12 protein-coding genes are annotated in these 14,293 nt (G+C 69.6%); 4 read left to right on the top strand and 8 right to left on the bottom strand.

Going from position 1 to position 14,293, the window contains the following annotated elements:
* Positions 1 to 5: 5 nt before the first annotated feature.
* Entirely contained in the window at positions 6 to 1,979 is a 1,974-nt protein-coding gene (locus tag AC3ANN_RS13245; RefSeq protein WP_488337861.1) for an Hsp70 family protein, read from the bottom strand.
* A gap of 285 nt (positions 1,980 to 2,264) precedes the next feature.
* Between AC3ANN_RS13245 and groES the strand changes: the two genes are divergently transcribed.
* Together groES and rarD are read left to right on the top strand one after the other, a co-directional pair.
* Positions 2,265 to 2,561: a co-chaperone GroES gene (gene groES / locus AC3ANN_RS13240; RefSeq protein ID WP_045275440.1), complete on the top strand. Its 297-nt coding sequence runs from the start codon at positions 2,265 to 2,267 to the stop codon at positions 2,559 to 2,561.
* A 284-nt stretch (positions 2,562 to 2,845) separates the two neighbouring features.
* Entirely contained in the window at positions 2,846 to 3,784 is a 939-nt protein-coding gene (gene rarD, locus AC3ANN_RS13235) for an EamA family transporter RarD (RefSeq protein ID WP_488340840.1), read from the top strand.
* Between the two features lie 140 nt (positions 3,785 to 3,924).
* Here the strand turns inward: rarD and AC3ANN_RS13230 are convergent, their stop codons facing one another.
* The 3 genes from AC3ANN_RS13230 to AC3ANN_RS13220 are packed head-to-tail and all read right to left on the bottom strand — an operon-like array spanning position 3,925 to position 6,721.
* On the bottom strand, positions 3,925 to 4,233 hold the full coding sequence (locus tag AC3ANN_RS13230; RefSeq protein ID WP_127818564.1) for a metal-sensitive transcriptional regulator: 309 nt from the start codon (positions 4,231 to 4,233) through the stop codon (positions 3,925 to 3,927).
* Positions 4,230 to 6,512, bottom strand: coding sequence for a heavy metal translocating P-type ATPase (locus tag AC3ANN_RS13225; RefSeq protein ID WP_488337860.1), 2,283 nt, complete (start codon positions 6,510 to 6,512; stop codon positions 4,230 to 4,232). The genes AC3ANN_RS13230 and AC3ANN_RS13225 overlap by 4 nt, the downstream gene beginning before the upstream one ends.
* On the bottom strand, positions 6,512 to 6,721 hold the full coding sequence (locus AC3ANN_RS13220; protein WP_488337859.1) for a heavy-metal-associated domain-containing protein: 210 nt from the start codon (positions 6,719 to 6,721) through the stop codon (positions 6,512 to 6,514). The genes AC3ANN_RS13225 and AC3ANN_RS13220 overlap by 1 nt, the downstream gene beginning before the upstream one ends.
* Positions 6,722 to 6,961: 240 nt before the next feature.
* On the opposite strand from AC3ANN_RS13220, the gene AC3ANN_RS13215 reads away from it, so the two are divergent.
* The gene (locus AC3ANN_RS13215; protein ID WP_488337858.1) at positions 6,962 to 8,242 is read left to right on the top strand and encodes an ABC transporter substrate-binding protein; all 1,281 of its coding nucleotides are present in this window, start codon (positions 6,962 to 6,964) and stop codon (positions 8,240 to 8,242) included.
* Between the two features lie 146 nt (positions 8,243 to 8,388).
* On the opposite strand, the gene AC3ANN_RS13210 is transcribed toward AC3ANN_RS13215, so the two are convergent.
* From AC3ANN_RS13210 to AC3ANN_RS13195, 4 genes are read right to left on the bottom strand one after another with little or no spacing between them, the layout of a single operon-like run.
* Positions 8,389 to 9,129 (bottom strand): ABC transporter ATP-binding protein, encoded by a 741-nt coding sequence (locus AC3ANN_RS13210; protein ID WP_488337857.1) that lies wholly within the window; start codon positions 9,127 to 9,129, stop codon positions 8,389 to 8,391.
* Positions 9,126 to 10,151, bottom strand: a complete 1,026-nt coding sequence (locus AC3ANN_RS13205) for an ABC transporter ATP-binding protein (protein WP_488337856.1) — start codon at positions 10,149 to 10,151, stop codon at positions 9,126 to 9,128. The genes AC3ANN_RS13210 and AC3ANN_RS13205 overlap by 4 nt, the downstream gene beginning before the upstream one ends.
* A complete protein-coding gene (locus AC3ANN_RS13200) occupies positions 10,141 to 11,121 on the bottom strand; it encodes a branched-chain amino acid ABC transporter permease (RefSeq protein WP_488337855.1) in 981 nt (326 codons plus the stop codon). Before AC3ANN_RS13200 ends, AC3ANN_RS13205 begins: the two co-directional genes overlap by 11 nt.
* Positions 11,122 to 11,131: 10 nt before the next feature.
* Entirely contained in the window at positions 11,132 to 12,439 is a 1,308-nt protein-coding gene (locus AC3ANN_RS13195; protein ID WP_488337854.1) for a branched-chain amino acid ABC transporter permease, read from the bottom strand.
* 307 nt (positions 12,440 to 12,746) lie between these two features.
* On the opposite strand from AC3ANN_RS13195, the gene guaB reads away from it, so the two are divergent.
* On the top strand, positions 12,747 to 14,249 hold the full coding sequence (gene guaB / locus AC3ANN_RS13190) for an IMP dehydrogenase (RefSeq protein ID WP_488337853.1): 1,503 nt from the start codon (positions 12,747 to 12,749) through the stop codon (positions 14,247 to 14,249).
* Positions 14,250 to 14,293: the final 44 nt, after the last annotated feature.

Raw genomic sequence — 14,293 nt, 5'->3', positions numbered from 1 at the left:
GGGCATCATTCGGGCACCGGGGTGCCGGTCGGCGTCGGATCCGGTTCACCGACGGGCGCATCCGGCGGGTCCTCGCCGGTGCCGGGGTCGGTGCCCGGGTCGGTCCCCGGGTCGGTGCCTGGGTCTGTTCCGGGGTCGGTGCCTGGGTCTGTTCCCGGATCGGTGCCTGGGTCTGTTCCGGAGTCGGTGCCTGGGTCTGTTGCAGGGTCGGTGCCCGGATCGGTTCCCGGGTCGGTGCCTGGGTCTGTCCCGGGGTCGGTGCCCGGATCGGTTCCCGGGTCGGTGGCTGGGTCTGTTCCGGGATCGGTGCCGGGGTCGGTGCCCGGATCCGTTCCCGCGTCGGTGCCCGCGTCAGTCCCGGTGTCCTTCGGCGTCGCGCCGCCGGACGGGGGAGTCGAAGAGGACGCGGGCGCCCGCGTCGTGCCTCCGCTAGGAGTGGGCGCAGCAGCGCCCGAGGTCGGCGTCATCCGGTCGCGCGCCTCATTCGCGCGCTCGGCGGCGCGCCGGCGCGGATCGCTCGCCGTTCCCCCGGGATCACGCGCGCCCGCGTCGACGCTCGGGGTCGTCGGCTCCGTCTCGGTCTGCCTGGCACCGGCGACCGGTTCGGGCGCTGTCGCAGCGTCGCCGGCGAACGCACGCTCGAGCCAGTCGGTCAGGGACGCCGGCGCCACGGTCACGCCGGCGCGCGATCCACTGGCCAGCGTGGTCGCGCTCACGAGCACGATCCCGCTCGCGAGCACGAGGGCGCCGCCGGCCACGGCTGCGGTTGCGGGCAGCCGCCGAAGCCAGCCTCGCCGGGTCGGCGCCGCTGATGCGGCCGCGGGCGCGGCATCCGTCTCGCCCGGGAGGGCGATCCCACTCTGCTCGGCGTCTTCCTCACCCGCCTGTCGCGGAGCGAGCGTGTGATCGAGGAGCACGCGTGCCGCGCCGAGAGCGACGACCGCCTTGGGGTCGGCATCGACGGCGATCGGGGCGTCGAATCGCTCAGACAGGAGTTGGGCGATGCGAGGGATGCGCGATGAACCGCCCGTCAGCAGGATGGCTTCGAGGCGACGACCGATGCCGGCGCTTTCGAGGGTCGACTGCAGCACGTTGAGCGTTCTGTCGATGTCGTGCTCGATCAGCTCTTCGAACTCGGCTCGCGTCAGGCGGACCGTCGTCGCGCCGCCGGGGAGGAGGACCGGGATCGCCGCCTCAGAGTCGAACGACAGCGCCTCCTTCGCCTCGATGCACTCGCGACGCAGCGCGGCCAGGGCGACTCGGGCATCGAGGGCACCGGCGAGTTCCGCGGCCGAATGGCCGGCCGCCGCGATCGTGCGTCGCAGAATGAGGTCGTCGAAGTCCGCTCCGCCGAAGTCGCCGATGCCCGCAGCAGTGCCGATCGCACCCAGCTCACCGTCGTGGTTCTTGCCGACGAGAGCGACGTCGAACGTCCCCCCGCCCAGGTCGTACACGGCGAGCACCTGCCCATCGGAGAGGGGGGAGGTCGACTCGTAGTGCCACGCCGCGGCCACCGGCTCGCTGATGAGTTCGATCGGGCAGGACAGCGCGCGCGTGAGGGCGTCGAAGACGAGGCGGCGACGGTAGTCGCCCCATGCCACGGGGACCGTCGCGATGATCGACTCGGGATGGCGGCCCTCGCGCTCGACCACCGCGTCGACGACCCATGAGACCATGCCGGCGAAGAGCTCCTCGGGCGGGTGGGAGCGGCCGCCCACGACGACGGGGACGTCGTCCCCCACACGCCGCTTGAACTCGCGAACCAGTCGCTCGGGCTGTGCCAGACCGCGTCTTTCGGCGGCCTCGCCGAAAAGCAGTTCGTCCGGACCGATGAAGACGGCGCTCGGTGCGCTCTCGGCATGGCGCCCCAGCGCGAACCGGGCAACCTCGACGTTCCCAACGGCTGTGACTCGCGCGGTCGATGCGGCGGTACGACTAGTCCCTACGTCGACGGCGAGCACATAAGTGCTCAATGCCATGTCCGAATCCCCCAAAGATCAGGACGGGTCCCTCTTCGGATTGTCTACCACTGATATGGAGCCAGCGCGAGGGGGTGCTTCTCGACGGACTCCACATTCCGCAGAGCCTGCCGCGGGGCGTCCTGATACACGATGCCGGAGTTCGTGCGAGCCTCTCGCGGGGCCGTCTTTCGCCCGGTTTGGCACTCACGTTGCGAGAGTGCCAGAGCGTTGCCTAGACTGCCATTAGCACTCTCAGTGTGCGGGTGCTAACGAGTCTTAGTCTCAAGAAAGAAGAGGTAGACCGTGTCGGTTTCCATCAAGCCGCTCGAGGACCGCATCGTCATCAAGCAGGTCGAGGCCGAGCAGACCACGTCCAGCGGTCTGGTCATCCCCGACACCGCCAAGGAGAAGCCCCAGGAGGGCGAGGTCGTGGCGGTCGGCCCTGGCCGCATCGATGACAACGGCAACCGTATCCCGCTCGACGTCGCCGTCGGCGACCGCGTGATCTACAGCAAGTACGGCGGGACCGAGGTCAAGTTCGGCGGCGACGAATTCCTCGTCCTGTCGGCTCGCGACGTCCTGGCGGTCGTCGTCCGCTGAGTCGCGCAACGCACGTACGAGAGGGCCGGATGCCGAGGCATCCGGCCCTCTCGTCGTGTCCGGGCCTGGCGGCACCGCCGGCCCCGCTCCGGTGCCGGTGTCACGAGCTGCCGCTACGGGCACGAGGTCGCGGCGCGTCGTGACACCCGAGTCCCGGGGGCGACCGCGTCGGCAGGCGTGCGCGGGCCTAGGCTGGATCGGTGACTCCCGAACCGACCTCGAACCGCGCCGAGGACGGCGTCGACGATCTCGCGGCGGCGGCGGCATCCACGGCGGGGATCGCACTGCCCGCCGCCGGCATCGAGTCGGCGCGCGAGCGCTCGCTCGGCGGGGTCTACGCCTTCTCGGCGTACCTCCTGTGGGGCTTCCTGCCCCTGTACTTCCTGCTGCTCGCACCGACCAAGCCGTTCGAGCTGGTGGCGTGGCGCATCGTGCTGTCGCTGATCTTCTGCGCGCTGCTGCTGACGGTGACCCGCTCGTGGGGCCGGCTGGCCGCCATCATGCGCCAGCGGCGCCTGCTGTGGCTGACCGCGCTCGCGGGCGTGCTCATCTACATCAACTGGCAGGTCTTCATCCTGGGCGCGCTGAGCGGCCACGTGATCGAGACGAGCCTCGGATACTTCATCAACCCGATCGTCACCGTCATGCTCGGGGTGCTCGTGCTGCACGAGCGGCTGCGGCCGACGCAGTGGGTCGCGATCGGCATCGCTGTCGCCGCGGTCGTCGTGATCATCGTCGGCTACCGCGCGTTCCCGTGGATCGCCCTCACCCTCGCTGCGTCGTTCGGCTTCTACGGGCTGGTGAAGAAGCAGGTCGGCCCGTCGGTCGACGCCGTGAGCGGCCTGACGCTCGAGACCCTGTGGCTCATGCCGGTCGCCGCGGTCGTGCTCATCGTCGTCGGAGTGACGGAGGGACTCACGATGGGCGCGAGCGGGTGGGAGCACGCGCTGCTGCTCAGCCTCGCCGGCGTCATCACGGCCGTGCCGCTGCTGCTGTTCGCCGCCGGCGCCCGACGCGCGCCGCTCACCCTCATCGGCATCCTGCAGTTCGTCGCGCCGATCCTGCAGTTCCTCATCGGCTGGCTCGTGCTCCTCGAGCCGATGCCGCTCGAGCGCTGGATCGGATTCGACCTGGTGTGGGTCGCCCTCATCGTGCTCACGATCGACTCGCTGCTGCATGCCCGCCGCACGCGGGCGGCCGCGGCACCCGTCGCCACGTCCTGACGCTGCCCGCCGCCCTTCGCGCCGCGAAACCGAGGATCCTCGGCGAGACCGACGGCCGCGCCCTCGGTCTCGACGGGAATCCCCGGTCTCGACGAGGGACGACGGATGCCGCGGCCGGGGCGGCAGGGGCGGCCGAGGCGTCAGCGCACGAGGCGCGCGATGGCCTGCGAGGCCTCGGTGATCTTGGCGTCGGCCTCCGGGCCGCCGAGGCGTGCGGCGTCGACGACGCAGTGGCGCAGGTGGTCGTCGAGCAGGCCCACCGCGACCGCCTCGAGGGCGGACGTCAGCGCACTGATCTGCGTGAGGATGTCGATGCAGTACTTCTCGTCCTCGACCATCTTGTGGATGCCGCGGGCCTGGCCCTCGATGCGCTTGAGGCGGTTGAGGTACTTGTCCTTGTCGGTGATGTAGCCGTGGTGGGTGTGGTCGTGGGTCTGGACGTCGGTCATGACTTCTTCTCCTGGAGGGAACGGAACGTGCGCAGCCGCAGGCTGTTGCCGACGACGAAGACGCTCGACAGGGCCATCGCGGCGCCGGCGATCATCGGGTTGAGCAGGCCCAGCGCCGCGAGCGGGATCGCCGCCACGTTGTACGCGAAGGCCCAGAACAGGTTGACCTTGATGGTGCCGAGGGTGGTGCGCGACAGGCGGATCGCGTCGGCCGCGCTGCGCAGATCGCCGCGCACCAGGGTGATGTCGGAGGCCTCGATCGCGGCATCCGTCCCCGTTCCCATCGCGAGGCCGAGGTCGGCCTGCGCGAGGGCGGCGGCATCGTTCACGCCGTCGCCGACCATCGCGACCACACGGCCCTCGGCCTGCAGCGCCTTGACGGCGTCGACCTTCTCGTGCGGCAGCACCTCGGCGGTGACCCGTTCGATGCCGACCTCGTCGGCGATCGCGCGCGCCGCCGCGGCGTTGTCGCCGGTGAGGAGCACGGGCGTGAGCCCGAGGGCGCGCAGCTGCGCGACCGCCTCGCGGCTCGTGGGCTTGACCTGGTCGGCCACCACCACGAGGCCGCGCACCTCGCCGTCCCAGGCGACCACGACGGCGGTGCGACCGGATGCCTCGGCCGCCGCCTTCGCGTCAGCCAGGGGAGCGGGGAGGGTCAGCGCCCAGTCCGCCAGCAGCGCGTCGCGCCCGACGAACACCGCGTGCCCGTCCACGACACCCGACACGCCCTTGCCCGGCACGTTCTGGAACGACTCCACCTCGGGCAGCTCGCCCGTCTCGGCGGCTGCGGCGCGCGCGATCGCCTGTGCGATCGGATGCTCCGAGGCGTGCTCCACGGCGCCCGCGAGACGCAGCACCTGACGGCGGGCGTCGGTGGCGGAGTCCGTCGCGGCCGGCACCACGTCGACGAGCGCCATGCGGCCGGTCGTCACGGTGCCGGTCTTGTCGAGCACCACGGTGTCGACGGTGCGCGTCGACTCGAGCACCTCAGGACCCTTGATCAGGATGCCGAGCTGCGCTCCGCGACCGGTCCCGACGAGCAGCGCGGTCGGCGTGGCGAGCCCGAGCGCGCACGGGCACGCGATGATGAGCACCGCGACGGCCGCCGTGAACGCCATGGACGCCGAGGCGCCGGTGAGGAGCCAGCCGGCGAGCGTGCCGAGCGCGATGACGAGCACGATCGGCACGAAGACGCCCGAGATGCGGTCGGCGAGCCGCTGCACCTTGGCCTTGCCCGACTGCGCCTCTTCGACGAGCCGTGCCATCTGGGCGAGCTGCGTGTCGTCGCCGACCCGGATCGCGCGCACGACGAGGCGCCCGCCGGCGTTGACGGTGGCACCGACGACCGCATCGTCGGGTCCGACCTCGACGGGCACGGACTCGCCGGTCACCATCGAGGCGTCGACCGCCGAGGTGCCCGAGACGACGACGCCGTCCGTCGCGATCTTCTCGCCGGGGCGCACGACGAACTCCTCGCCGACGCGCAGCTCGGCGACGGGCACGCGCACCTCGACGGGGGACCCTCCGCCGGCCGGGACGCGCAGCACGGCGACGTCCTTCGCGCCCACCTCGAGCAGCGCCCGCAGCGCGGCGCCCGCGCGCCGCTTCGACCGGGTCTCGAAGTACCTGCCCGCGAGCACGAAGGTCGTGACGCCGGAGGCGACCTCGAGGTAGATGTTGCCCGCGCCGTCGCTCGGCTGCACCGACCACTCGAACGCGTCCATCATGCCGGGCATGCCGGCGTCGCCGAGGAACAGCGCGTACAGCGACCACAGGAAGGCTGCCGAGACGCCGAGCGAGATCAGCGTGTCCATGGTGGCGGCGCCGTGGCGGAGGTTGATCCACGCGGCGCGGTGGAACGGCCAGGCGCCCCACACCACCACCGGCGCGGCCAGCGCGAGCGACGCCCACTGCCAGTACGTGAACTGGAGCGCCGGGATCATCGCCAGCAGGATCACCGGCACCGAGAGCACCGCCGAGCCGATGACGCGCTGCCGCAGCCCGGTCAGCTCGGGATCCGGCGGGGGGCCCGCGTCGGCGGCTTCCGCGGCGGGGGGTGCGGGGAGAGCGGCGGTGTACCCCGTCTTGACCACCTCGTCGATGAGCGACTGCGGGTCGATGCCCGCGGGGGCGCTCACGACGGCCTTCTCGGTGGCGTAGTTGACGGATGCCTCGACCCCGTCGATCCGGTTCAGTCGCTTCTCGATCCGCGCAGCGCATGAGGCGCACGTCATGCCGCCGATCTCGAGCTCGATCCGGGCGGCGGGGGCGGCGACCATCAGGCGCGCGCGGCGGTGTAGCCGGCCTCGTCCACGGCCGCGAAGACGGCCTCGTCGGCGAGCTCCGCCGCGGTGACGATCTTCAGCGTGCCGGCGGCGGCGCTCACCTGGACGTCCTGGACGCCCGCGAGCTTCGACACCTCGCGACGCACGGATGCCTCGCAGTGTCCGCACGTCATGCCGGTCACGGTGTACTGCACTTCTGCCATGGTTCTGTGGCCCTTCGACTAGACGATTCACGATACCCCCTCGGGGTACGCCTGCCATCAGCATATACCGGGCAGGGGTATGCGGGGTCGTCGGGCGAGGATCCGGCTGCGACGGATCGATCCGGATGCGTTACAAACCGTTAACGAATGGCAACATTCGAAAGCGCGTGGCGAGGTTAGGTTTATCGCATTGGGTCGGCACCCGAGCCGTTCCCGGGTCCACACACAGCAAGGAGCAACATGAGCGTCTTCACCCGCTCGCGCAAGTCCACTCTTCTCGGTGGCATCGCGCTCGCCGGCGCCAGCGCCCTCGTCCTCGCCGGCTGTGCCGCCGGCACAGGAGGCACGGAAGAGCCGACCGAGGAGGCCGGTCCCGCAGAGGAAATGAGCCTCACGATCGGGACGGCGCTTCCTCAGACCGGAAACCTCGCGTTCCTCGGCCCGCCCGAGGAGGCAGGCGTCGCCTACGCGCAGTCGCTGATCAACGAGTACGCCGCCGAGACCGGTCTCGACGTCGAGGTCGTGTGGGGCGACTCCGGTGACCTCGACAACAAGGCGTACGAGACCGAGGTCCCGCGTGTCCTCGCCGAGGGCGTGTCCGCCATCGTCGGTGCCGCGTCGTCCGGTGTGTCGCTGCAGTTCATCGACCAGGTCATCGGTGAGGGCGTCATCCTGTTCTCGCCGGCCAACACGTCCGACCAGTTCACGACGTACGAAGACAATGGCCTGTACTTCCGCACCGCGCCGTCCGACGTGCTGCAGGGCGAGGTGCACGGCAACTTCGTCGCCGAGGAGGGTCACCAGACGCTCGGCATGATCGTCCTGAACGACGCGTACGGCACCGGCCTGGCCAAGTACATCCAGGAGGCCTTCGAGGAGGCTGGTGGCGAGGTCGTCGCACAGCCGACGTACAACCAGGGCGACACGTCGTTCGACGCGCAGATCTCCGAGGTGCTCGCGGCCGACCCCGACGCGATCTCGGTGATCAGCTTCGACGAGGCCAAGACGATCCTCCCGGCTCTGATGGACCGCGGCTTCGACCCGAACAACCTGTACCTGGTCGACGGCAACATGGCGTCGTACGAGGCGGACTTCCCGGCGGGCCTGCTCGAGGGCGCCAAGGGAACGTACCCCGGTCCGACCCCGCAGCAGGTGCAGGAGTTCATCGACGGCCTCGACGCGTTCGTCGAGGAGTCCGGCGACGAGGCGCTGACGGACTACACGTACGCGCCCGAGTCCTTCGACGCCGTCACGCTGCTCGCTCTGGCCTCGCTGGCGGCTCAGTCGACCGACCCGGCCGACATCGCCTCCAAGCTGATCGAGGTCTCGGGCGGCTCGGGCGACGGCGAGAAGTGCGAGACGTTCGCGGACTGCGCCGACATCATCCTCGGCGGCGGCGTCGCGGACTACGATGGCGTCTCCAGCCCGGTGACGTTCGACGAGGTCGGTGACCCGACCGAGGGCTTCATCAACATCTACCAGTACGGTCCTGACAACACGTTCGCGCCGTACGAGGGCTGATCTGCCCTGACACGTGGCGGCCCCGGGTCCTCGGACCCGGGGCCGCTTCGCTGTCTCCCGACGCGTGCGCCCGGGAGCACGGGTACCGAAAGAAGAAGGGGACGGATGCCGCGGCATCCGTCCCCTTCTTCTGTCGGGTTTCGGCTCTACGTGCCGAGTGTGCCGAGGTAGAGCTCGGTGACCTTCGGGTCTCCGAGCAGTTCGCGGCCCGACCCGGTGTAGGCGTCGCGGCCCTGGTCGAGGACGTAGCCGCGGTCGCAGATCTGGAGGCAGCGGCGCGCGTTCTGCTCGACCATGATGCAGGTCACGCCCGCCTTGTTGATCTCGGAGACCCGGATGAACGCCTCGTCCTGTCGGACGGGCGAGAGGCCCGCGGACGGCTCGTCGAGGAGCAGCACCTTGGGGTCCATCATGAGCGCGCGGCTCATGGCCACCATCTGCCGCTCGCCACCCGAGAGGGAGCCCGCGCGCTGCTTGAGGCGCGTGCCGAGCTCGGAGAAGATGCCGGTGACGAACTCGAGGCGCTCCTTGTAGACGTTCGGGCGCTGGTAGAGGCCCATCTGCAGGTTCTCGGCGATCGTGAGGCTCGGGAACACGTTGTTGTTCTGTGGGATGAACCCGACGCCGCGCGCCACGAGCTTGTTGGCCTTGAGGCCCGTGATGTCCTCGCCCTCGAGCGAGATCGTGCCGCTGCGCACGTTGACCTGCCCGAAGATCGCCTTGAGGAGCGTCGACTTGCCGGCGCCGTTGGGGCCGATGATGCCGATGAGCTCGCCCTCGTGGGCGACAAGGCTGCAGCCGTTGAGGATGTTCACGCCGGGCAGGTAGCCGGCGTGCACCTCGTCGACGACAACGACGGGGGTCCCCGTCGCGGTGGGAGCTGTCATTTGCCGTCCTCCTTGTCTTCCTCGGCCACGCCCTCGTCGACGAGGGTCGCGGCGGATGCCGACGCCGAGGCGGCGGCATCCGTCGTCGGATCCGCCTGGACGACGTCGATGCGACCCGTCACGACGCCCAGGTCGAGCTCCTGGTGGGCGCCGAGGTACGCGTCGATCACGGCGGGGTTCTTCATGACCGACTCGGGGTCGCCCTCCGCGACGATCTTGCCCTCGGCCATGACGACGACCCAGTCCGCGATGTGGCGGACCATGTGCATGTCGTGCTCGACGAAGAGCACGGTCATGCCCTCGTCCTTGAGATCGAGGATCTTGTCGAGCAGTGACTGCGTGAGTGCCGGGTTCACGCCGGCCATCGGCTCGTCGAGCATCACGAGCGTCGGCTCGGTCATGAGCGACCGTGCCATCTCGAGCAGCTTCCGCTGCCCGCCGGAGAGGCTCGCGGCGAAGTCGTCGGCCTTGGCGTCGAGCTTGAACTTCTTCAGCAGCACCATCGCGCGCTCTTCGATCTCGGCATCCTGCGAACGCCACAGCGCCGGGATCATGCCCGCCCAGAACTTCTCGCCCCGCTGGCTCTTCGCGCCGAGCTTCATGTTCTCCATGACGGTCAGTAGGCCCAGTGCCTTGGTCAGCTGGAACGTGCGGACGAGTCCCATGCGCGAGACCTTGTACGCGGGGACGTTCGGCAGCGACCTGCCGTCGAAGGTCCACGTGCCGTGGTCGGGCTTGTCGAACCCGGTGAGGAGGTTGAACAGCGTCGTCTTGCCGGCGCCGTTCGGGCCGATGAGCGCCGTGATCGCGCCCCGTGGGATCTCGAGATGATCGACGTCGACGGCGGTCACACCGCCGAACGAGCGATGGATGCCGTCGGCGACGATGATCGGATCGACCTTGGCGACACCGGGCACGGCGTCGCCGACGTGAAGACCCGTGGTCTTCGGACGGGCGACGGGCGCCGAGCCGGTCGCCGGAGCGGACGTGGTGCCGTTGCTGGGGTTGTCGTTATTTGACAAAGGTCAGCTCCTTCTTGTTGCCCAGGAGTCCCTGTGGCATGAAGATGACGAGCAGCATGAGCGCGACGCCCACGAGGATGAAGCGCAGGGTGCCCGCCTGGATCGAGTTCAGACCCGGCAGCCAGCCGGCCTGGGCCATCACCGGGAGCACGTTCGAGAGGAACGTCTGCAGCACCCAGAAGATGATCGAGCCGAGGATCGGGCCGAACACGGTCGCGGCGCCGCCGAGGAGAAGAGCGGTCCACACGAAGAACGTCAGCGACGTCACGTACACGCCCGGGTTCACCGCCGACGGCAGGGCGTACACGACGCCGCCTGCCGCGGCGAGCACACCGCCGAGCACGAGTGCCTGCATCTTGTACGAGAACACGTTCTTGCCGAGCGAGCGGACGGCGTCCTCGTCTTCGCGGATGCCCTTGAGCGTGCGACCCCACGGGCTGTGCGTGAGCATCCACACCACGAGCGCGGCGATGCCGAGCGTCACCAGGCCCATGATGCGCACCCACCACTGGGTCTCGTTGTAGATCCACGGGCCGAAGCCGTACTCGCCGGCCGGAATCGGGTTCGAGCCCCGGAAGCTGCCGTGGTAGCCGCTGAGGCCGTCGGCGGAGCCCGTGAATTCGTCGAACGCCGTCGTGAGGAAGAGCAGTCGCACGACCTCGGCGGCCGCGATCGTCACGATGGCGAGGTAGTCGCCGCGCAGACGCAGCGTCGGGATGCCGAGGATGAGGGCGAAGACCGCCGCACCCGCGAGACCGATGAGGGCGCCGGCCCACCACGGGAAGCCGAACGAGAGGATCGAGATCGCGTAGCCGTAGGCGCCGATGGCCATGAAGCCCGCGATGCCCATGTTGATCAGTCCGGCGTAGCCGAAGTGCACGGCGAGGCCGAGCGCGGCGAGGGCGTAGCCGATCGTCGCCGGGCTCAGGATCGACGAGGCGGTGTTGGAGAGAATCTGCAGCAAGTCCATGAGGGTGTCCTTAACCAATCCGCTCGCGTCGACCGAGGATGCCCTGTGGCCGGAACAGCAGGATCACGATGAGGATGAACAGTGCGCTGGCGTACTTGAGGTCTGCGGGGATCCACAGGCTCGACACCTCCACCAGCACGCCGACGATCAGCGCGCCGACGAGGGCGCCGTAGGCGGTGCCGAGGCCGCCGAGCACGACGGCGGCGAACATGAGCAGCAGGATCTGCGCGCCCATGTCCCACTTGATGCCCGGCCGGTAGTAGGCGTAGAGGATTCCAGCGAGGCCGGCGAGGGTGCCCGCCACGATCCACACCACGCGCACGACGGCGTCGACGTCGATGCCGGACGCGGCGGCGAGAGACGGGTTGTCGGAGATCGCCCGCGTCGCCTTGCCGATGCGCGACCGCGTGAGCCACAGTGCGAACGCGACGATGACGACGATCGAGATGCCGAGCGACACCATGTCGATGATGCTCAGCTGCACGGCGCCGAAGAGCGGGATCTGCGTGGTGGCCGACCCCGGGAGCTGCAGGGTGCCGCCGCCGATGAACAGCTGGTAGAGGTACCGCAAGGCCAGCGAGAGGCCGATGCTGACGATCATCAGCTGCACCACGCCCACTCGTCGTCGGCGCAGCGGTCGCCACAGGATCATGTCGAGCACGAGCCCGAACGCCGCGCTGAGGATCACCGCGACCGGGTAGCCGAGGTACCAGGGGAGCGCGAGGCTCACCGGGGCGACGAGCAGGTAGGCCGCGATGGCGCCGAAGGTCACCATCTCGCCGTGGGCGAAGTTCGAGATGCCCGTCGTGCCGTAGACGAGCGTGAGGCCGATCGCCGCGAGCGCGAGCATCAGGCCGAAGCTGATGCCCTGGATGACGCGCTGCATGAACTGGTCGAAGAAGCTCGTGACGTTGCGCTCGCCCTCGCCGATGAAGAAGTTGACGCTGACGCGGCCGCCCTGCCCCATCTCGACTTCCTTGACGTTGGGGGTGTCGTCCTCGGGATCGACGACCGCGATGCCCTCGGGCAGCGTGTCTTCGTCGAGGGTGACGACGTACGTCTCACCGCGCTCGGGGACGCCGACGCGCCACTGGCCCTCGGCATCCGTCTGGACCTCCTGTTCACCCCCCGGGCCGTCGATGGTGAGGGTGACCCCTTCGAGCGGCTCTCCATCGAGCTGCACGTTCCCGCTGATGCGGTAGGGATCGTCTTCGTCGGCAAGCGCGGGAGTCGCGGTGGCGAGCAGCCCGAGCATGATCAGCATCAGCCCGAAGAGCGCGGCGATCGTGCGCACTCCGGCGATACGTCTCGTGGTCACAGTCGTAGGACCCACAGAACCTCCAGTTCGGCACCACGCGTACACCGAAGCTCGGGTCGCATCGGCCGTGATGAACGACGGTACGACTGTAATGTGTCCGCCGTGTTTCGCCTACGACACCCTGTGGATACGTGATCCGATCGCAATCCGCGCCCGGTCGGCGCGCGCATGCGGGCGCTCCCGCAGGCCCTCCCGCGCGGGAACAAAACGGCGTCCTGCGGCGCTTAGAATCGAGTACGGAGCGTCACGAGCGCACCGGCCGCCGCCGTCCATCCCCGAGACACGCGCCGCGCGCGCAGGAGACCCCATGGAGCACCACGACCCCTTCGGCTTCGTCGGACTGACCTACGACGATGTGCTGCTGCTGCCCGGGCACACCGACGTCATCCCGAGCGAAGCCGACACCTCGTCCCGCGTCACGCGGCGGATCACGGTGGCGACGCCGCTGATCTCGAGCGCGATGGACACGGTCACGGAGTCGCGCATGGCGATCGCGATCGCCCGCGAAGGCGGTCTCGGCATCATCCACCGCAACCTCTCCATCCAGGAGCAGGCGTCGATGGTCGACCGCGTCAAGCGCAGCGAGTCGGGCATGATCACCGACCCGATCACGACGACCCCGGACGCGACGATCGAGGAGGTCGACGACCTCTGCGCGACGTACCGCATCTCGGGGCTCCCGGTCGTGGACGAGGAGGGGCGCCTGGTCGGCATCGTGACGAACCGCGACATGCGCTTCGTGTCGGGCTTCGAGCGGCAGACCACCAAGGTCCGCGACGTCATGACGCGCGAGGGCCTGGTCACCGGCCGAGTGGGCATCAGCGCCGGCGAGGTCATCGCGCTGTTCGCGCATCACCGTGTCGAGAAGCTGCCGCTCATCGACGACGACGGCAAGCTCGCGGGCCTCATCACCATCAAGGACTTCGACAAGAGCGAGAAGTACCCGCTCGCCACCAAGGACGAACAGGGTCGCCTGCGCGTCGGCGCGGCCATCGGCTTCTTCGGCGACGCGTGGCAGCGCGCCGAGGCGCTGCGCGACGCCGGCGTCGACGTGCTCGTGGTCGACACCGCGAACGGCCAGTCCGCGGGTGTCATCGACATCGTCCGTCGCCTCAAGGCCGACGCGAGCTTCGACCACATCGACGTCATCGGCGGCAACGTCGCGACGCGCGAGGGCGCCCAGGCGCTCATCGACGCCGGCGTCGACGCGGTCAAGGTCGGCGTGGGCCCGGGCTCGATCTGCACGACGCGCGTCGTGGCCGGGGTCGGCGTGCCGCAGGTCACGGCCGTGTACGAGGCATCCCTCGCCGCCCGCGAAGCGGGGGTCCCCGTGATCGCCGACGGCGGCCTGCAGTACTCGGGCGACATCGCGAAGGCCCTCGTCGCCGGCGCCGACACCGTCATGCTCGGCTCGCTGCTCGCCGGCACCGACGAGTCGCCGGGGGAGATCGTCTTCCAGGGCGGCAAGCAGTTCAAGCAGTACCGCGGAATGGGGTCGCTCGGTGCGCTGCAGACGCGCGGCAAGAAGACCTCGTACTCCAAGGACCGCTACTTCCAGGCCGACGTCCCGAGCGACGACAAGCTCATCCCCGAGGGCATCGAGGGTCAGGTCGCCTACCGCGGCCCGGTCTCGGCGGTGGCGTACCAGCTCGTGGGCGGGCTGCGTCAGTCGATGTTCTACGTCGGCGCGCGCACGATCGACGAGCTCAAGGCCAAGGGCAAGTTCGTGCGCATCACCGCGGCGGGCCTCAAGGAGTCGCACCCCCACGACGTGCAGATCGTCGTCGAGGCGCCCAACTACAAGCGCTGACAGCGCGGATGCCGTGGCCCCCGGCGATCGCTCGCTAGCCTGTT

It is taken from the genome of Microbacterium sp. STRO-2N (genome assembly GCF_057747775.1).
This window is presented reverse-complemented; position numbering and strand designations above follow the sequence as displayed.